Genomic DNA, 16,465 nt, shown 5'->3' with positions numbered 1-16,465 from the left:
TGGGTCAGGTGCGGGCGGTGCGGGTGCGCCAGAGCCAGACCAGGCCGAGCACCGGCAGGACCAGCGGGATGTAGCCGTACCCGCTGCCGAACCGCGACCAGACCGTCTCGTCCGGGAACAGCTCCGGGTCGGCCACGCTGAGGATGCCGACGCCGAGCACCCCGGCCAGCTCCACCGTGCAGCACGCCAGGGCGACGCGCCGGCCGGCGGCACCCGCGCGGGCCAGCCCCACCGCCGCGACGATGTAGATGGCCGCGGCGAGCGCCGAGAGCAGGTACGCCACCGGGGCCTCGTCGAACCTCGTGGCGATCTGGAGGCCGGCGCGGCTGGTGGCGGCGATCGCGAAGAGCAGGTAGACCGCGATCAGCAGCCGTCCCGGGCCGGCGTTGGTCCGCGTCCGTTCCGGGGCCCGCACCTCAGCCACCCAGCACCTCCCACGTCTGTTGCAGCCGCACGACGACCACCGGCGTGACCAGGCAGACCGCGCAGACGATGGCCGAGCCCCAGCGGGTCGGCTCCATCCTGGCCAGCACCCAGGCCAGCGGCGGCAGGCAGACCAGCGTCGCCAGGTAACCGAAGAAGGCCCCCGGCTCCCCGGGGCGCTCGCCGCCGCCGAGGGCGACCCCCGCCACCACCGCGAGCACGAGCAGCGCCGCCTCCAGCAGGGCCAGACCGGCGAACTGCACCCGGTCCGGCGCGCGATGGCGCAGCGTCGCCACCAGGGCCCAGGCGGCGACGAGGAGCGAGAGCACGATCGACGCGGTCGCGAGGAGCCCGTCCACCGGCGAACCGGCCGAGGCTGCGCTGGTCATCGGTGCCACCCGGGGCTCGCTTCGGTCACCGGCACAGCCTACTAACCCGCGTAGTAAACCCCGCCACCCGCCGCCCCGGGCAACCGGAATAGGCCCGGTCACGCGGGCGGGCGCCGGGGTGGGCGACTAGCGTGGACCGGGGCCGCGGGGTGCTGCCGTGGCGCGACGACGACGGTGGGGGTTCTCGTGGTGCGGTTCGGGTTGTTCGGCACCGGTCACTGGGCGGCGCAGACGCACGCCGCGGCGTTGCACGCGCACCCGGGGGCCACGATCGCCGGGGTGTGGGGCCGCGACCCGAGCAAGGCCGCCAGCCTGGCCGACCGCTACGGGGCGCCGGCGTTCACCGACGTCGAGGCGCTGCTCGACGCCTGCGACGCGGTCGCGGTGGCCCTCCCGCCGGACGTCCAGGCCGACATCGCCGCCCGCGCGGCGGCAGCCGGTCGGCACCTGCTGCTGGACAAGCCGCTCGCGTTGAGCGTCGCCGACGCCGACCGGGTGGTCGAGGCCGCGCAGGCGGCCGGAGTCGCCTCGGTGGTCTTCTTCACCGGCCGCTACCAGCCGGACATCGCCGGCTTCCTGGCCTCGACCGCCGCCGTCGGCGGGTGGCACACCGCGAAGGCGGTCCGGTTCGGCTCGATCTTCCAGCCGAGCAGCCCGTACGGCGCCTCGCCCTGGCGCCGGCAGCACGGCGCGCTCTGGGACATCGGCCCGCACGCGCTGTCGGTCATCCTGCCGGTGCTCGGCCGGGTCACCCGGGTCGCCGCGATGGACGGGCCGCGGGGGATCGTCCACCTGCTGCTCACCCACGACGGGGGAGCGACGAGCACGATCTCGCTGACCCTGGACGCCCCGCCGGAGGCGGTGAGCCGGGAGTTCGTCTTCTACGGCGAGAACGGCATCGAGACCCTCCCGGCCGGCGAGGGCGACTCGGCCACCGCGTTCGGAGTGGCGATCGACCAGTTGCTGGAGGAGATCAGGTCGGGCACCCGGGACCACCGCTGCGACGTGCGCTTCGGCCGCGAGGTCGTCGCCGTGCTCGCCGCCGCCGAGACCGCCCGCGCCGAGGGCCGCACCGTCGACCTCCCGGTTTGAGGGCCGCACCGTCGACCTGCCGGCCTGAGGCGGAAAAGCGGTCGCCGGGCGGCGACGACGGAGCTAGGGTCGCGGGCATGTCCGCGCACGCTCTGATCGAGGGGGTCGGCACGCCGGCCGCCTTCGGGCCACTGCTGGCCCGCCTGCGAGTCCGGCGTCCGGCCCTGGCCGACGCGACCCGCGACTGATCCCGCACCGCACGCACGGCGCCCTCCGCCCGGTCCTGGCCGGGCCCTCGGCGCCGCCCCACCGCCGCCCCGGGTGACGCCCCGGGTGAGTGCCGCCGTCGGCGCCACCCCGGTCACCCGCCCGGGTGACGTGCCGCGCGCCACCCCCGTCTCCGGCCGGGCGGTGGCGTACCGCGCCGACTCCGGTCTCCGGCCGAGCGGTGGGTGCCGCCGTGCGCCGCCGACCCGCAGTCCCCGCGCCACGCCCAGGGCCGTCCGAGTCCACTCTTCCCTCGGACAGGCCCCCTTCCGGCTGCCTGTCCGCTCCGTCGCCGCACGGCGACAGACAGGACGACGACCCGTGGCGCCCCGCCGTACCCGAGCAACCGAACGCGACCGCTCCCGGCGCGTACTCTCCCAGAACTTCCTCGTCGACCCGGTCGCGATCGCCCGGCTGGTGCACGCCGCCCGCCCCCGGCCCGACCGGCTCCTGCTGGAGGTGGGCGCCGGCCGGGGCCAGCTCACCCGGCCGCTCGCCGCCCGCTGCCGGCACCTGATGGCGTACGAGGTGGACCCCGCCGCCGGCGCCGAGCTGGCCAGGATCTGCGCCGGCCTGCCGAACGTCACCCACCGCCAGGCCGACTTCCTGACCGCGGCGCCTCCGCCTGAGGAGTTCGACGTGGTCGGCAACATCCCCTGGTCGCTCACCTCGGCCGTGGTGCGGTGGTGCCTGGCCGCGCCGGGGCTGCGCGCGGCGACCCTGCTCACCCAGCTCGAGTACGCCCGACGGCGCAGCGGCGACTACGGCCGGTGGACCCGGCTCACCGTCCTGACCTGGCCGGAGTTCGGCTGGCGGCTCGCCGGGCGGGTGCCCCGCACCGCGTTCCGCCCGGTGCCCGGGGTGGACGCCGGCATCCTGCGCGTCGAGCGGCGGCCGGAGCCGCTGCTGGCCGCGTCGGCGCTGCCCGCGTACCGGCGGATGGTGGAGATCGGCTTCGGCGGGGTCGGCGGCTCGCTCGCGGCCTCGCTGGGCCGGCACCACCCGCGGGCGCGGCTGTCGGCGGCGCTGCGGGCGACGCGGCTCGACCCGGCCACCCCGGTCGGGCACGTCTGGCCGGAGCAGTGGCTGGTGCTGTTCCGGCTGCTGCACGCCAGGTGAGCCGGGGTCGCCCGGCGCATGCCGGCCGTCGCTCGTATGCCGGGGCCCGGCGCATGTGGGCTGCTGGGCGCGTGCGGGCCGGCGCCGCCGGCCGGGGCGGCGGTCTTGCCGCGGTCAGGCCAGCGTGTTCAGGGCCTCGCTCAGCTCGGCGGGGGAGTCGAACTCCTCCCTCGGCAGGGACCGGAGCATCTGGAGCGTCTCCGTGCTGACCCCGTTCTCCTGGCCCCAGCGGACCAGGTCCTCCCGGGAGACCGGGTAGTCGAGGCCGGCCAGGTACTCCTGCAACTGCACGCCGGTGACGGTCATGCCGGCGGGCTACCCGCTCAGCCCGCCGGCACACCGCCCGTGCCTCCCGGGTCCCGGCCCCCAGCCCCGCTCAGGTCCGGCCCTCGCGCCCCGCCCGGGTACGGCCCCCGCGCCCCGGGTTTCGCTCCGTGCCCGGTCGGTCCGGTCCCGCGCGGCCCACGCCGCGGGACCGGCGGGGTGGCCGCCCCGCTCGACGGCCGGCGGTTTGCCCGGCGACACGCCGGGTAGCCGCCCGCCATGCTGGTTCAGCGGCTCGGCGCGCCGAGCGACTTCGACCCGTTGCTGGAGCGCGTCCGGGACGCCCGGATCGTGATGATCGGTGAGGCGACGCACGGCAGCTACGACTACTACCGGCTGCGCGAACAGCTCACCCGCCGGCTGATCGCCGAGTGCGGCTTCTCCTTCGTCGCCGTGGAGGGGGACTGGCCCGACTGCGACCGGGTGCACCGATCCGTGACGGGCGCCCCGGGCGGGGCCACCGAGCCGCGCATGGCGCTGGAACGCTTCGAGCGGTGGCCGACCTGGATGTGGGCGAACGCCGAGGTCTCCCGGTTCTGCAGTTGGCTGCGGGCGTGGAACGTCGAGCGGCCCGAGGACGCCCGGGCCGGCTTCCACGGCCTGGACGTCTACAGCCTGTGGGAGTCGATGCAGGCGATCTTCGACTACCTCGGCGAGGAGGACCCGGCGTCGCTGGAGGCGGCGCAGGACGCGTACCGCTGCTTCGAGCCGTACGGCAAGCGGGTCGAGGAGTACGGCGCGGCCAGCCGGTTCGTCTCGGCGCGCTGCGAGGAGGAGGTCGTCCGGCTGCTGGCGCGTACCCGCGAACAGGCCGCCGCGGACGGCCCGGACAGCTTCTCGGCCTGGCAGAACGCGGAGGTGGTGGCCGGCGCGGAGCGCTACTACCGGGCCATGGTCCGGGGCGGCCCGGAGTCGTGGAACGTCCGGGACACCCACATGGCGGACACGCTGGACCGGCTGCTGGACCGCTACGGGCCGGGCTCGCGGGGGATCGTCTGGGCCCACAACACACACATCGGGGACGCCCGGGCCACCGACATGGCCGCCGACGGGCTGATCAACATCGGCCAGTTGGCCCGTGAGCGGCACGGGACCGACGACGTGGTCCTCGTCGGCTTCGGCGGCTACCGGGGCACGGTGATCGCCGCGCCGCGCTGGGGCTCGCCGGCCGAGGCGATGGTGGTGCCGCCGGCCCGCCCGGGCTCGGTCGAGCACCGGCTGCACGAGCTGATGCCGGAGCGGGCGGTGCTCGTCTTCGGCGGCGCCGACCAGCCGGGCTGGGTCACCGACACCGCCGACCATCGGGCGATCGGGGTGGTCTACGACCCGTCGTTCGAGTCCTGGGGCAACTACGTGCCGACCCGGCTGGGGGAGCGGTACGACGCCTTCGTCTGGTGCGACGAGACCACCACCCTGCACCCGCTGCCCGCCCTGACCACGCCGGGCGAGATGGAGACCTACCCGGCCGGCGTCTGACCGGCCGGGTAGGCGTCGGGCGGGTCAGGCGCGGGGGGTCACCGGGGTCTTCTCGTCGAGGTGGGCGCGCAGGCCCTCGCCCTCGATGTCGACGTTCGGCAGGGCCCTGTCCAGCCAGCGCGGCAGCCACCAGGCTGCCCGGCCGAGCAGCGACATCACCGCCGGGACGATCGTCATCCGCACCACGAACGCGTCGATGGCGACGCCGACCGCGAGCGCGAAGCCCATCGACTTGATCACCGGGTCGTCGAGGAACACGAAGCCGCCGAACACCGAGATCATGATCAGGGCGGCGGCGGTGACCACCCGTGCCCCGTGCCCCATCCCGTTGATGGTCGCCTGCTGCGCGGTGTCGCCGTGCACGAAGTCCTCCCGCATCCGGGAGACCAGGAAGACCTCGTAGTCCATCGCCAGCCCGAACAGGATGCCGATCAGCAGGATCGGCAGGAAACTGACCAGCGGGCCGGGCGTGTCCAGGCCGACCAGGTCGGCGAGGTGGCCCTGCTGGAACACCGCCACGGTGATGCCGAACGTCGCGGCGACGGTGAGCAGGAAGCCCAGCGCGGCCTTGACCGGTACCAGCAGCGAGCGGAAGACCAGCATCAGCAGCAGCACCGAGAGCCCGACCACCAGCAGCAGGTAGACCGGCAGGGCGTCGGCGAGCTTCTCGGAGACGTCGATGCCGATGGCGGTCGCGCCGGTCAGCAGCACGTCCACGTCGCGGAACTCGCCGACCGCGGCCCGGACGTCGTTGACCAGGGTCTCCGTGGCCTCGCCGGTCGGCCCCGTCTTCGGCACCACGCCGAGCAGCGCGGTGCGGCCGTCCGGGCTGAGCTGCGGCGGGGCCACCGCGAGGACGTTCTCGGTGCGCTGGATCAGCGCGGTGACCTGCGGGACCGCGGCCGAGGTGGCCTGCGGGGTGTCCCCGGCGACCACCACCGCGAGGCGGCCGGTGAAGCCCGGCCCGAAGCCCTCGGTGATCAGGTCGTTGGACGCCCGGGCGGGCGAGCCGACCGGCGCGGTGCCCGCGTCGGGCAGCGCCAGCCGCATGTCCGGCGTGGGCAGCGCGAGCAGGCCCAGCCCGAGCAGCCCGACCAGGATGACGGGGATCCGGAACCGGGTGACGGCGCGCGCCCAGCGGAACCCGAGCCCGGACCGGTCCTCGGCCGCTGACGCCGCGGCGCCCTCGACCGGCCCGCCCCCGGCCGGCATGGACGAGCGCAGCCTGCGGGGGAGCACCCGGCGGCCGGCGAAGCCGAGCAGGGCGGGCTGGAGCGTGATCGCGACCAGCACCGCGACGGTGACCGTGGCGGCGGCGGCCAGACCCATCACGGTCAGGAACGGGATGTTGACCACGGCCAGGCCGGCCAGCGCGATGACCACGGTGGCCCCGGCGAAGAGCACGGCCGAGCCGGCGGTGCCCACCGCGCGGCCCACCGCCTCGTCCGGCGGCAACCCCTCGATCAGGTTCTGCCGGTAGCGGGAGGTGATGAACAGCGAGTAGTCGATGCCGACCGCGAGGCCGAGCATCAGGGCGAGGATCGGCGCGGTGCTGGTCAGGTCGACCACGCTGCTCAGCGCGAAGAGGCCGGCCATGCCGACGCCCACGCCGATCAGGGCGTTCAGCATGGTCATCCCGGCCGCCACCAGCGACCCGAACGTGACCACCAGGACGATCGCGGCGATCGCGACGCCGATCGCCTCGGTCGAGCCGACCTCCGGCACGGCGTTGAGCACCTCGCCGCCGGGCGCGACCTCCCAGCCCTGGGCCTCGGCCCGCGCGCCGACCTGCTCGTACGCGTCGCGCTGGGCGTCGGTCACCTCGTCGGCTCCGGTGGCGAACTGGACCTGGACCAGCGCGTACCGGCCGTCGGGGGAGACCGCCCCCACCTGGAACGGGTCGACGGCGCCGACCACCCCGGGGAGCGTCGCGGCCTCCTGGGCGAGTTCCTTCACCACGGCCTGCCCCTGCGGGCTGCCGAGCGCGCCGTCGGCCGGTGCCTTGACCGCGATGGTGCCGGTCGCGCCGCTGGCCGCCGGGAACTGCTCGGCGAGCAGGTCCAGGGCGCGCTGCGACTCCGTGCCGGGCATGGTGAAGTTGTCCGCCATCGGGCCGCGCAGGGTCGCGGCGGCGAGGCCGAGTCCGACGAGTACGACGAGCCAGATCGCCGCGACGAGTCGCCGCCGGCGCATCGAGCCCCGGCCGAGCCGGTAGAGCAGGGTCGCCATGAGTTCCTTGTCCTCGGTCGTGGTGGTTGGGAACGAGTCAGTCGACGGGCTCCAGCGCCCGTCGTACGAGTGCCAGCAGGGCGGCGCGCAGCTCCTCGTCGGGTACGTCGACGAACTCGCCGCACGTCTCGGAGATGCCGGCGAGCAGCACCAGCGCCGTGATCCGGGCGGAGGGGCGTTCCGGTCGCCCGGCGAACGCGTCGATCAACCGCTCGGAGATCCGCTGGACGTGCGCGAAGGCGGGCTGCTGGAGCAGCTCCGGGAACTCGCCCCGGAGCAGGGCGATCTCGCGCCGGAACCGGACCGCGAGGTCGACGAAGCCCTCGGCGGCGACCCGCTGGGCGTCCGCCCCCCGGTGCGCGGCGATCCGCTCGTCGAGCGCCTGGAGGACCTCGATGGGCCGGGCCATCAGCTCGGTGAGGATGGCCTCCTTGTTGGCGAAGTGGTAGAGCACCGCCGCCTTGGAGCAGCCCACCTCCCGGGCGATGTCCTGCAACGAGGTGCCCCGGTAGCCGGTCACCGCGAAGCGTCGCGCCGCCGCCGCCAGGATGTCGTCGTGTGTCTCCGGTACCACCCGCGCCATGCCGGTCCACCTCCCCGAACCAGCATGCCTGACCGATCGGTCAGAGACTGACCGATCGGTCAGACCGAAGGCGTGGCGTTCCCCACAGGCAGTCGAGGCGCCAAGGCGGTCGGGCCGTTGGGGCGGGTGCCGCGGGACGCCGCGCCGCCGCTGTTCGCCCGGCGGGTGGCCCGCGACGGCGGGGCGTCACTGGCCTGGCTCTACGACCACCACGTCGACCGGGACGCCAAGGCCGTCGCCTAGCCCGCCTCGCCGTGCGCCCGGTCGTACGCGACGCGTGCGTCGGCGATCGCGGTGCGGTGCCGCTCGGCCCAGCTCGTCAGCGCGACCAGCGAGTCGTAGAGCTCCAGCGCGATCGGGGTGGCGGTGTACTCCACCTTCGGCGGCACGGTCGGATAGACCGTCCGGCGCAGCAGGCCGTCGCGTTCCAGGTTGCGCAGGGTCAGGGTGAGCATCCGGCGGCTGATCCCCTCCACCGTGCGCTCCAGCTCGGTGAAGCGCACCGGCCCCTGGGAGGCGGCGACGAGGATGCCGATGCTCCACTTGCCGCCCACCCGGTCGAGCACCTCGCGGACGGTGCACGCCTTGGCCTGGCCGGGGGTGAAGGGCGCGTCGCCGGCCGCGCACGCCTGGGCCCTGTCCGCGGACACATCGGTGTTCCCCTGGGACATGAAAGTGCCTCCTTACACTCCGCCTCATGGTCACAGAAGATGGCTCTGGTAACAAACCGTGCACCTAGGAGGCGTCCGTGTCCACCCGTACCGTCGAGTCCCGCTGGCCGGCGCTGCTCGTGCTCTGCGCCGGCAGCCTGATGATCATCCTGGACGGCAGCATCGTCGCGGTGGCGCTGCCCGCCATCCAGCGGGACCTGGGCTTCACCGCGACCGGCCTGGCCTGGGTGGTCAACGCGTACCTCGTCGCCTTCGGCGGGCTGCTGCTCCTCGCCGGACGCCTCGGCGACCTGCTCGGCCGGCGGGCGGTCTTCCTGGCCGGCGTCGCGCTGTTCACCGTGGCCTCGCTGTTCTGCGCGGTGGCGACCGGCCCGGAGGCGCTGGTCGTGGCCCGCTTCCTCCAGGGCGTCGGCGGGGCGCTCACCATGGCGGTGAGCCTCGGCATGATCGTCGGGCTCTTCCCGAGCCGGCCGAGCGGGCGCGCGCTATCGCGGTGTTCAGCTTCACCGGAGCCGCCGGGGCGTCGATCGGCATGCTGGCCGGGGGCGTGCTCACCGACCTGGCCGGCTGGCCCGCCATCTTCGCGGTCAACCTGCCGATCGGGCTGCTGATCCTGCTGGCCGCCGTACGCCTGCTCGACGCCGACCGCGGCGTCGGCCTGCGCGCCGGCCTGGACCTGCTCGGCGCGGCACTGGTCACCGGGGGTCTGATGCTCGCCGTGCTGGCGATCGTCGGCACCGGCGAGCACGGCTGGGCCTCGGCCCGGACGCTCGGCGCCGCCGCGCTCGCGGTGGCCCTGCTCGCGGCGTTCGGGCGGCGGCAGCGGTCGACCGGGACCCCGCTGCTGCCGCCGCGGGTGCTGCGTACCCCCGACCTGGTCGCCGCCAACGTCGTGCAGTTCCTCATGGTCGCCGCGTTCTTCGGCTTCCAGTTCCTCCTCGCGCTGGAACTCCAGCTCGTCCTGGATCTCGACCCGACGGCCACCGGGCTGGCCTTCCTGCCCACGCCGGTGACGATCGCGGTGGTCTCGCTCGGCCTCGCGGGCCGGCTGATCGCCCGGTACGGCGCGCGGGCGCTGCTGGTCACCGGGCTCGCGCTGGCGGTGGCCGCGTTCCTGCTGCTCGCCCGGCTCCCGGTCGACGGCGGCTACCTGCCCGACGTGCTCCCGTCGATGCTCCTCTTCGGCGTCGCCGGCGGGATCACCCTGCCGGCGGTCACCACGCTGGCGATGGCCGGCGCCGACCCGGCCGACGCCGGGCTGGCCTCCGGTCTGGTCAACACCACCCAGCAGGTCGGCGGCGCGCTCGGGCTGGCCGTGCTCGCCACGCTGGCCGCCAGCCGCGCCGACGGCCTGCGGAACGTCGGCTGGGCCGAGGCCGAAGCGCTCGCCGCCGGCTACCGGACCGCGTTCACCGTGGCCGCCGCCCTCGTCGCGGCCGCCCTCCTGGTCGCCGTGGTCACTCTCCGCCCCGAGCCCGCCCCCGCCGCCGAGCCCGCCCCGGCCGCCGAGCCCACCCCGGCCCGCCGGTCGGCCGCCTGACCGGCTACGACGGCGTGCGCGACGAGAAGCAGGCCGGACCGGGGCGAAAGCACCAGGCCACGCCAAAGGAGCCAGCCCACGGCCTCTTCCTCGCGTCGACGATCTTGCACTTGCGGCCCTTGAGATGCGTGACCTGTCCACTCTCGTGAGGGCAGGAAGTGCAAGATCGCGCACCACGGGAGCGGCGGCGACCCGTTCGTCGGGGGAGGGCACGACGTTGTGTCCGGTTGACCGTCGGGCCCCGGGCCGGGAAGGTTGTCGGATGAGTCGTGCTGACGAGACCCGGGACGGGGTGTCGCTGACCAACCTCGACCAGCCGCTGTCCGACGGCGACGACGCGACCAAGCGGGACCTGGTCGACTATCTCGACGCCGTCCACGAGCGGATCCTGCCGCCGCTGCGCAACCGGCCGCTGTCGGTGATCCGGGTCCGGCCCGGACAGCCGGGGTTCATGCAGAAGAACCTGCCGAAGTACACCCCGGACTGGGTGCGCCGGACCTCCGTCTGGGCCGAGGCGTCCCACCGCGAGGTCTCGTACGCGCTCTGCGACGACCGGCGCACCCTGCTCTGGTTCGCCAACCAGCGCGCCGTGGAGTACCACCCCACCCTGGCCACGGCGGACGACCTGCACCGCCCCACCCACCTGGTGCTCGACCTCGACCCGCCCGAGGGGGACTCGTTCGGGCTGGCGGTGGCCGCCGCCCTGCTGGTCCGGCAGGCGCTCGCCGACGCCGGGCTCACCGGCGCGGTCAAGACCAGCGGTGCCAAGGGCGTGCACGTCTTCGTGCCGGTCGCGGCGGGCGCCGCCGTGGAGGACATGGCCGCCGCCACCCGGGCGGTCGCCGCCCGCGCCGAACGGCTGGACCCGGCGCTGGCCACCACCGCCTTCATCCGGGAGGACCGGGGCGGCAAGGTGTTCGTGGACTCGACGCGGGCCGGCGGGGCGACCGTGGTGGCCGCCTACAGCCCGCGGCTGCGGCCGGGCGTGCCGGTGTCCTTCCCGGTGGACTGGGCCGACCTGGGCGACGTCGCCCCGGCGGACTTCACGATCCGCACCGCCCCGGCGCTGGTCGCCGACCGCGACCCGTGGGCCGAGCGGATGCCCGCGCCGCAGCAGCTCCCGGCGGACCTGGTCGCGGAGGGGCACACCATCCCGATCGCGCGGGTGCAGGCCATGCACGAGGGCAAGCGCCGGGCCCGCGCCCGCCGCGCCGCCGGCTGACGTACGCGCCGCACCGCCGCTGACCGGCGGTCGGCCCGCCGGAGGTCCGTCGTCGGCCGGAGCCCGGCGGTCGGCCGGAGGTTCGCCGTCGGCCGGAGCCCGGCGGCCGGCCGGAGGTGTCGTCCGCGTGGCGCTACCGCTCGCCGGGTCGGACGAGCCCGCTCTCGTAGGCGATCACGACGAGCTGGGACCGGTCGCGGGCGTGCAGCTTGGCGAGCAGGCGACTGACGTAGGTGCGGGCGGTGTCCGGGCTGAGGTGCAGGGCGGCGCCGATCTCCGCATTGGACCGCCCGGCGCCGACCTGGGCGAGGACGTCGCGTTCCCGCTCGGTGAGCCCGACGAGCCGGGTGCCGTCGGGCACGGGGGAGCGGGCGGCGGCGGCGAGGACCCGGCGGGTGACGGCGGGCGACAGCAGCGCGTCCCCGCCCGCCACGGTGCGCACGGCGGCGCGCAGGGCGTCGGGCGCGGTGTCCTTGAGCAGGAACCCGGCCGCCCCGGCGCGGATGGCGTCGAAGAGGTACTCGTCGTCGTCGAAGGTGGTCAGCATGACCACCTGTACGTCGGCGAGGCCGGGGTCGGCCAGGATGCGCCGGGTGGCCTCGATGCCGTCGGTGCCCGGCATGCGGACGTCCATGAGGACGACGTCCGGCCGGTGGGCCCGGACGGCGGCCAGGCCGGTGGCGCCGTCGGCGGCCTCGGCGACGACGGCGATGTCCGGGTCGCGTTCGAGCAGCGCCCGGAGCCCGGCGCGGATGAGGTGCTGGTCGTCGACGAGGACGACGCGGAGGGGCGTCACGGCCGGGGCCCGGACAACGGCAGTCGGACGGACACCCGGAAGCCGCCCGTCCCGGCGGTGCCGGTGTGGACGGTCCCGCCGAGCAGGGCGACCCGCTCGGACATCCCGCGCAGCCCCTGGCTTCCGCCGCCCTGCTGGCTCAGGCCGTCCGGTGCCTGGCCCCCGCCGCACAGCCCTTGGCTGCCACCGCTCCGCACCGGGCCCCCGCCGCCCGGTGCCTGGCTCCCGCCGTCCTCCCCGGGCGGCGCGGCGGCGCCCCGGCCGTCGTCGACGACCTCCAGCGCCAGGTGGGAGCCGGTCGCCCGGACGGTGACGTCGACCCTCGTGGCTCGCGCGTGTCGCAGCGCGTTGGTCAACGCCTCCTGCACGACCCGGTAGGCGGTCGTGCCCACGACCGCCGGCAGCGCGCCGACGTCGCCGTCGACGCGCAGGTCGACGGCGAGGCCGCTGCGACGGACGCCCTCCGCCAGGGCGGCGAGCTGGTCGACCCCCGGCGGTGGCCGGCGGACGCCGGTGTCGCCGCGCAGGGTGCCCAGCGTCGCGCGCAGTTCGGCCATGGCGCTGCCGCCCGCCGACCGGATCGCCGCCAGCGCCGCGTCCACCCGCTCCGGTGCCCGGTCGGCGAGCGCCTCCTGCGCCACCGCCGACTGGAGTGTGACCACGGACATCGTGTGCCCGAGGGTGTCGTGCACCTCCCTGGCGATGCGCAGGCGCTCGGCCTCGACCTGCCGGGCGGCCTCCCGCCGCCGCTCCTCGGCGGCCGCGACCACCTGCCGGGCCAGCTCGGCCCGCAGCGAGCGCCGGTGACGGACGGCGTCCCCCAGCGCGACGACGGCCAGCATCAGCGCCGCCTCGGACCCGAGGCCGAAGCCCAGGACGATGCCGGCGTCGTCGCCCTCGGCCAGGCGCGACGCCACCGACGCCGCCAGCAACGCCCCGCCGACCACCGCCGCCCACAGCGCCCGGCCCCGCTCCGCCGCCGTGTACAGGACGGCGGCGGCCGGCGCGGCCAGGCCGATCGGCGGCAGGTCCAGCGTGTAGTACGCCGTGATGCCGAGCGCGGTCGCCAGCAGCGCCGGCACGGGCCAGGCCCGGGCGGCGAGCAGCAGAGCCCCGAAGCCGACCGCGAATCCGTACGCCGTCGGGGCACTCGGGGCGTCGCCGGTGGCCACGGCCGCCGCGACCAGGCAGAAGGTGGCCAGGCCGAGCAGGGCGTCGGTGCGGGTGGGGCGGGATACCGGCACGCCACGAGCGTAGGACCAACCCGGGCGCCGGCGCTGTCGCCCAGGCGCGTCCGCCGGCGGCTGTCGGCTACGTCCGGAAGCGACCTCGACCGCGCGGGCGGGCGACCGGGCGGCGTCGGCACACGTCCGGAAGCGACCCGGGTTCGCGCTTCTGGGCGGCAGACCGGCGACGGCGGCCGGCCTAGCGTCGACGACGACCAGGCGTACGGCGTCGGAACGGCGCGACGGATCGGCAGGAGGACTCATGACCCGCAACAGGCTGACCTGGGCGGTGCTCGTCGCTCTCGTGTGGACGGCGATGATGTCGTTCGGCGGCGTCGCCGCCGAGACCGTGATGCTCTACCCGAACATCTTCGCCGACCCGCCGGCGTCGCTGGACCGGGCCCGCGAGTTCCTGGTGGCGGGCGGCCCGAGTGACTACTTCCCGCCACTCGGCGCCACCGTCGTCCTCACGTCCCTCGCCGCGACGGTGCTCACCTGGCGTGACCGCCGGCTGCGCTGGTGGATCGTCGGCGCGGCAGCGGTGTTCGTCGCCTGCGAGTTCCTGTTCTCCGTGTTCTTCTTCTGGCCGCGCAACGAGATCATGTTCGTCGACCCGGTCGGCACGCACTCCCCGGAGTACCTGCGCCAGGTCGCCGCGGAGTTCGTCGCCGGGCACCGGGTGCGTCTGTTGGGCGGTGCGGTGACCGCCGTGCTGGCGTTCACCGCGCTGCTGCGCTGGGCCCGGTCCACCGCGCCACGGACCTGACGGAGACGGACAGCGGGCGGACGCGGACGCGTCCGCCCCGTGCGTGTTCGGTGTGTCTTCGGGCAGGATTCGAACCGGCGCCCCGCCTCGGGGAGACGCGCTGCCCTGTGGCGACGATGGTCCGATGGGTAGTCTCTCGCTCATGGTCGCGCTGCCCCACGCCTCGCGTTCATGGCGACGCCGCGCCGCAGCCGCCTTCGCCGTCGCGTCATGCGTCGCGGTCGCCCTTCGATGAGCCGCCGTGCGGACGGTTGAGGCGGCCCGGGGCGTCGCCGCGTGGACGCGCCGCGCTTTGTGGACCCCGTTGACCTTGCCCGCTGTGCTGCGGCCGATCGGTTCAACGGGGACGGATGCAACTTGAGAGGGTTTAGTGATTAAGGCTGGTTCGAAGGTCCTGGCTCTGATTGTTGGTGCGCTCGTCATTCCGTTGAGCCTGATCGGATGCACGAAGAGCGAAGGATCCGGTGGGCGGACGGAGATTGTCGAAATCGAGAACACCGCGCAGGTCTTCGGCGGGAAGGGCGAGGCGGTGACCGTCAAGAGGCACTACATGATCCTGAACCCACCGGAAGATCTCCTGGAGTTGAAAGAACTGGTCGAGGGCTACAGCAAGGCTCACCCGATCGAAGGAGAGGTCGAGGCGACAGCAGGTCGGAACAGGGTGTTCGACGTGTCCTTCTACAGGGAGAGTGAGGATCTGCCGAGAGGCTGGCAGCCCGATGAAGGCTACCTGAACACAGATCGGCTGGAACATCACAAGAACGACCTGGTTGCATCCGTCTCCTGGTCGGATGCCGACCCGAAAAAGAATTACGATGTCTATGACAAGAGCAAAGAGGGCAAGATCGTGAAGCGGATGCGTTTCATCGAGGATCAGCCTGTCGAGTGACACGGGAATCTGCGGCAGGCGTGCGGCCGGTCACGCCGAAGCGGACCGGCCGGCGGGTCAGCGGCATCGCCAACGTCGCGCGAGGCGCAGAACGAGTGGCCCGGCGTCGGGATGGCGCGCGGCGGGGCGCCTCCGGTGCGAGTCGCCCCGACCCGCACCTTGTCCAGCGCCCCGCGCGTGCGTCTCGCACGGCGTTGCTGAGGATCCACGCCAAGTGTCTCGACGGCGGTGACGCAGCTTTCAGGCAGTGCATCGGGAGAGCCGCTCGGCTGATGGCTGGGCGGCGCGCCGAGACTTCGGCACCGATTCGGCACAGGTGCCCGCCGCTGGTCGCTGACGGCCGGGCACACTACTAAGGCCGCTGACCCGGTTGCCCTGGTCGGCGGCCTTTTCGTGGTGCTCATCGATGGTGCCCCCGGCAGGATTCGAACCTGCGCCCCCGCCTCCGGAGGGCGGTGCTCTATCCCCTGAGCTACGGGGGCTCAGCGACTTGAGAAGACTAGCAAACGCCTCCCCGGAACGCCGAATCGGTATCGGATGATCGAGCCCGTGTCGCCAAGCCCAGGCTGCGGGCGGGCCCGGGACCCCTGGTCGGCCCGGTCAGGCTGGTCGGCCCGGTCGAGCCGGCCGCGCCCGCTCAGGCGGCGACGGCGCGGCCGCAACTGGGCAGCGGGTGCAGCACGATGCGGCGGGGCAGCCGGCGGGGCCACTCGTTGCGGGGCCAGGAGCCGTCGACGATCAGGTGCACCGTCCGCTGCTCCTCGCCGCTGAGCCGCAGCACGAAGTCGCGGGGGAGCGGCGGGTCGACCGACGGCGTGGTGATCATGAAGCGCACCCGGCCGCGGGACGAGACGGCGGAGATGACGTCCGCCGCCGGCATGGTGCCGCGCAGGCGTACCCGGCCGATCCAGTAGACCTCGGCGAGGTGTTCCTGCGCGGCCCGGGTGATGGCCGGGTACTCGCTGCGCACCCAGCGCTCCACCGCGCCCACGCAGAGCCCGCAGGCCCGCTCCCGGGGCTCCCGCGGGCCCAACCCCCAGGCCCGCAGGTACGCCCCGACCGCGCCGGCGTCCATCGGCAGCTCGAAGCGGCGCTGGATGAGGGTGTGCAGGCTCTGCCGCGTCCACAGCTCCTCGTCCAGGCCCAGCGCGTCGGGGTAGACGCCCCGCAGGACGTCGATCAGTTCGAGTTCCTGTTCGCGGCTGAGCGTTCCCGGCTCGCCCTGCCGCTGTCCGCGACGGACGGCTGCCACCGCCCCGTCACCGCCGATGGTGTGGCGTCGGCACCAGCTGGTGACCGAACGCCGTGCGTCTCTCAGTGCAACCCCCACGTCCTGCGCAACGAGCCCGAATCGCAACTGGTCACGATATGTGTGGAGAAAACTCCCTTAGTGAGGCAATCGGTCAGATCGAACACTACTTCGCTTATACTGGCAAACCGGGCGCATGCCCCGGCGGGAACGGCGAGAGGTCCGGGTCGGCCGGGGTGAACCGGCGCGACGCGGACCTCTCGA

The 16,465-nt window shown here is 74.5% G+C and carries 18 protein-coding genes and 1 tRNA gene; 9 read left to right on the top strand and 10 right to left on the bottom strand.

All coding sequences use genetic code 11. The features are described 5' to 3' along the window. Positions 1 to 4: 4 nt before the first annotated feature. Both AB0G14_RS18650 and AB0G14_RS18645 read right to left on the bottom strand, forming a co-directional pair. Positions 5 to 424 (bottom strand): hypothetical protein, encoded by a 420-nt coding sequence (locus tag AB0G14_RS18650; protein ID WP_357698896.1) that lies wholly within the window; start codon positions 422 to 424, stop codon positions 5 to 7. Further along, positions 417 to 812, bottom strand: a complete 396-nt coding sequence (locus tag AB0G14_RS18645) for a hypothetical protein (protein ID WP_350703661.1) — start codon at positions 810 to 812, stop codon at positions 417 to 419. Before AB0G14_RS18645 ends, AB0G14_RS18650 begins: the two co-directional genes overlap by 8 nt. A 186-nt stretch (positions 813 to 998) precedes the next feature. Here AB0G14_RS18645 and AB0G14_RS18640 point away from each other — a divergent pair, with 186 nt between their 5' ends. Together AB0G14_RS18640 and erm are read left to right on the top strand one after the other, a co-directional pair. Continuing rightward, positions 999 to 1,904, top strand: coding sequence for a Gfo/Idh/MocA family oxidoreductase (locus AB0G14_RS18640; RefSeq protein ID WP_357698927.1), 906 nt, complete (start codon positions 999 to 1,001; stop codon positions 1,902 to 1,904). 528 nt (positions 1,905 to 2,432) lie between these two features. Then, complete coding sequence (erm, locus tag AB0G14_RS18635) at positions 2,433 to 3,230, top strand: ErmE/ErmH/ErmO/ErmR family 23S rRNA (adenine(2058)-N(6))-methyltransferase (protein WP_357698894.1); 798 nt, start codon at positions 2,433 to 2,435, stop codon at positions 3,228 to 3,230. A 114-nt stretch (positions 3,231 to 3,344) separates the two neighbouring features. Here erm and AB0G14_RS18630 read toward each other — a convergent pair whose 3' ends face one another. Further along, positions 3,345 to 3,536 carry a DUF2795 domain-containing protein gene (locus tag AB0G14_RS18630; protein WP_357459470.1) on the bottom strand — a complete coding sequence of 64 codons (192 nt, stop codon included), beginning with the start codon at positions 3,534 to 3,536 and terminating at the stop codon, positions 3,345 to 3,347. A 237-nt stretch (positions 3,537 to 3,773) separates the two neighbouring features. Between AB0G14_RS18630 and AB0G14_RS18625 the strand changes: the two genes are divergently transcribed. After that, a complete protein-coding gene (locus AB0G14_RS18625; RefSeq protein WP_357698892.1) occupies positions 3,774 to 5,030 on the top strand; it encodes an erythromycin esterase family protein in 1,257 nt (418 codons plus the stop codon). A 24-nt stretch (positions 5,031 to 5,054) separates the two neighbouring features. Here the strand turns inward: AB0G14_RS18625 and AB0G14_RS18620 are convergent, their stop codons facing one another. Both AB0G14_RS18620 and AB0G14_RS18615 read right to left on the bottom strand, forming a co-directional pair. After that, complete coding sequence (locus AB0G14_RS18620; RefSeq protein ID WP_357698890.1) at positions 5,055 to 7,259, bottom strand: MMPL family transporter; 2,205 nt, start codon at positions 7,257 to 7,259, stop codon at positions 5,055 to 5,057. 37 nt (positions 7,260 to 7,296) lie between these two features. After that, complete coding sequence (locus AB0G14_RS18615) at positions 7,297 to 7,842, bottom strand: helix-turn-helix domain-containing protein (RefSeq protein WP_357698888.1); 546 nt, start codon at positions 7,840 to 7,842, stop codon at positions 7,297 to 7,299. Between the two features lie 72 nt (positions 7,843 to 7,914). Here AB0G14_RS18615 and AB0G14_RS18610 point away from each other — a divergent pair, with 72 nt between their 5' ends. After that, a complete protein-coding gene (locus AB0G14_RS18610; protein ID WP_357698886.1) occupies positions 7,915 to 8,085 on the top strand; it encodes a hypothetical protein in 171 nt (56 codons plus the stop codon). Here the strand turns inward: AB0G14_RS18610 and AB0G14_RS18605 are convergent. Further along, the gene (locus AB0G14_RS18605; protein ID WP_357698884.1) at positions 8,082 to 8,513 is read right to left on the bottom strand and encodes a helix-turn-helix domain-containing protein; all 432 of its coding nucleotides are present in this window, start codon (positions 8,511 to 8,513) and stop codon (positions 8,082 to 8,084) included. The two genes, AB0G14_RS18610 and AB0G14_RS18605, sit on opposite strands and share 4 nt — an antisense overlap. Positions 8,514 to 8,590: 77 nt before the next feature. On the opposite strand from AB0G14_RS18605, the gene AB0G14_RS18600 reads away from it, so the two are divergent. From AB0G14_RS18600 to AB0G14_RS18590, 3 genes are all read left to right on the top strand, one after another. After that, entirely contained in the window at positions 8,591 to 9,124 is a 534-nt protein-coding gene (locus AB0G14_RS18600) for an MFS transporter (protein WP_357698881.1), read from the top strand. After that, positions 9,007 to 10,053, top strand: a complete 1,047-nt coding sequence (locus AB0G14_RS18595) for an MFS transporter (RefSeq protein ID WP_357698878.1) — start codon at positions 9,007 to 9,009, stop codon at positions 10,051 to 10,053. Before AB0G14_RS18600 ends, AB0G14_RS18595 begins: the two co-directional genes overlap by 118 nt. 262 nt (positions 10,054 to 10,315) lie before the next feature. Then, a complete protein-coding gene (locus AB0G14_RS18590) occupies positions 10,316 to 11,275 on the top strand; it encodes an ATP-dependent DNA ligase (RefSeq protein ID WP_357698876.1) in 960 nt (319 codons plus the stop codon). Positions 11,276 to 11,408: 133 nt separating this feature from the next. On the opposite strand, the gene AB0G14_RS18585 is transcribed toward AB0G14_RS18590, so the two are convergent. Beyond that, the gene (locus AB0G14_RS18585) at positions 11,409 to 12,071 is read right to left on the bottom strand and encodes a response regulator transcription factor (RefSeq protein ID WP_357698873.1); all 663 of its coding nucleotides are present in this window, start codon (positions 12,069 to 12,071) and stop codon (positions 11,409 to 11,411) included. Continuing rightward, positions 12,068 to 13,315 (bottom strand): histidine kinase, encoded by a 1,248-nt coding sequence (locus AB0G14_RS18580; RefSeq protein WP_357698871.1) that lies wholly within the window; start codon positions 13,313 to 13,315, stop codon positions 12,068 to 12,070. The genes AB0G14_RS18585 and AB0G14_RS18580 overlap by 4 nt, the downstream gene beginning before the upstream one ends. Positions 13,316 to 13,559: 244 nt before the next feature. Here AB0G14_RS18580 and AB0G14_RS18575 point away from each other — a divergent pair, with 244 nt between their 5' ends. Both AB0G14_RS18575 and AB0G14_RS18570 read left to right on the top strand, forming a co-directional pair. Next, the gene (locus tag AB0G14_RS18575) at positions 13,560 to 14,063 is read left to right on the top strand and encodes a DUF1772 domain-containing protein (RefSeq protein ID WP_357698869.1); all 504 of its coding nucleotides are present in this window, start codon (positions 13,560 to 13,562) and stop codon (positions 14,061 to 14,063) included. 370 nt (positions 14,064 to 14,433) lie between these two features. Continuing rightward, positions 14,434 to 14,952 carry a hypothetical protein gene (locus tag AB0G14_RS18570; protein WP_357698866.1) on the top strand — a complete coding sequence of 173 codons (519 nt, stop codon included), beginning with the start codon at positions 14,434 to 14,436 and terminating at the stop codon, positions 14,950 to 14,952. 407 nt (positions 14,953 to 15,359) lie between these two features. On the opposite strand, the gene AB0G14_RS18565 is transcribed toward AB0G14_RS18570, so the two are convergent. Both AB0G14_RS18565 and AB0G14_RS18560 read right to left on the bottom strand, forming a co-directional pair. Next, positions 15,360 to 15,434 (bottom strand) — tRNA-Arg (locus AB0G14_RS18565). Between the two features lie 155 nt (positions 15,435 to 15,589). Beyond that, positions 15,590 to 16,282, bottom strand: coding sequence for a winged helix-turn-helix domain-containing protein (locus tag AB0G14_RS18560; RefSeq protein ID WP_357698925.1), 693 nt, complete (start codon positions 16,280 to 16,282; stop codon positions 15,590 to 15,592). Positions 16,283 to 16,465 lie beyond the last annotated feature (183 nt).

It is taken from the genome of Micromonospora sp. NPDC023814 (assembly GCF_040639595.1).
Lineage (GTDB): Bacteria > Actinomycetota > Actinomycetes > Mycobacteriales > Micromonosporaceae > Micromonospora.
The sequence above is the reverse complement of the archived record's forward strand: the minus strand, read 5'-3'. Positions and strand labels throughout refer to the sequence as shown.

Bases quoted from the DNA above. Each gene is read 5' to 3' on its own strand.
- AB0G14_RS18645 (WP_350703661.1), bottom strand. From the start codon at position 812: ATGACCAGCGCAGCCTCGGCCGGTTCGCCGGTGGACGGGCTCCTCGCG.
- AB0G14_RS18630 (WP_357459470.1), bottom strand. From the start codon at position 3,536: ATGACCGTCACCGGCGTGCAGTTGCAGGAGTACCTGGCCGGCCTCGAC.
- AB0G14_RS18625 (WP_357698892.1), top strand. From the start codon at position 3,774: ATGCTGGTTCAGCGGCTCGGCGCGCCGAGCGACTTCGACCCGTTGCTG.
- AB0G14_RS18620 (WP_357698890.1), bottom strand. From the start codon at position 7,259: ATGGCGACCCTGCTCTACCGGCTCGGCCGGGGCTCGATGCGCCGGCGG.
- AB0G14_RS18615 (WP_357698888.1), bottom strand. From the start codon at position 7,842: ATGGCGCGGGTGGTACCGGAGACACACGACGACATCCTGGCGGCGGCG.
- AB0G14_RS18605 (WP_357698884.1), bottom strand. From the start codon at position 8,513: ATGTCCCAGGGGAACACCGATGTGTCCGCGGACAGGGCCCAGGCGTGC.
- AB0G14_RS18590 (WP_357698876.1), top strand. From the start codon at position 10,316: ATGAGTCGTGCTGACGAGACCCGGGACGGGGTGTCGCTGACCAACCTC.
- AB0G14_RS18575 (WP_357698869.1), top strand. From the start codon at position 13,560: ATGACCCGCAACAGGCTGACCTGGGCGGTGCTCGTCGCTCTCGTGTGG.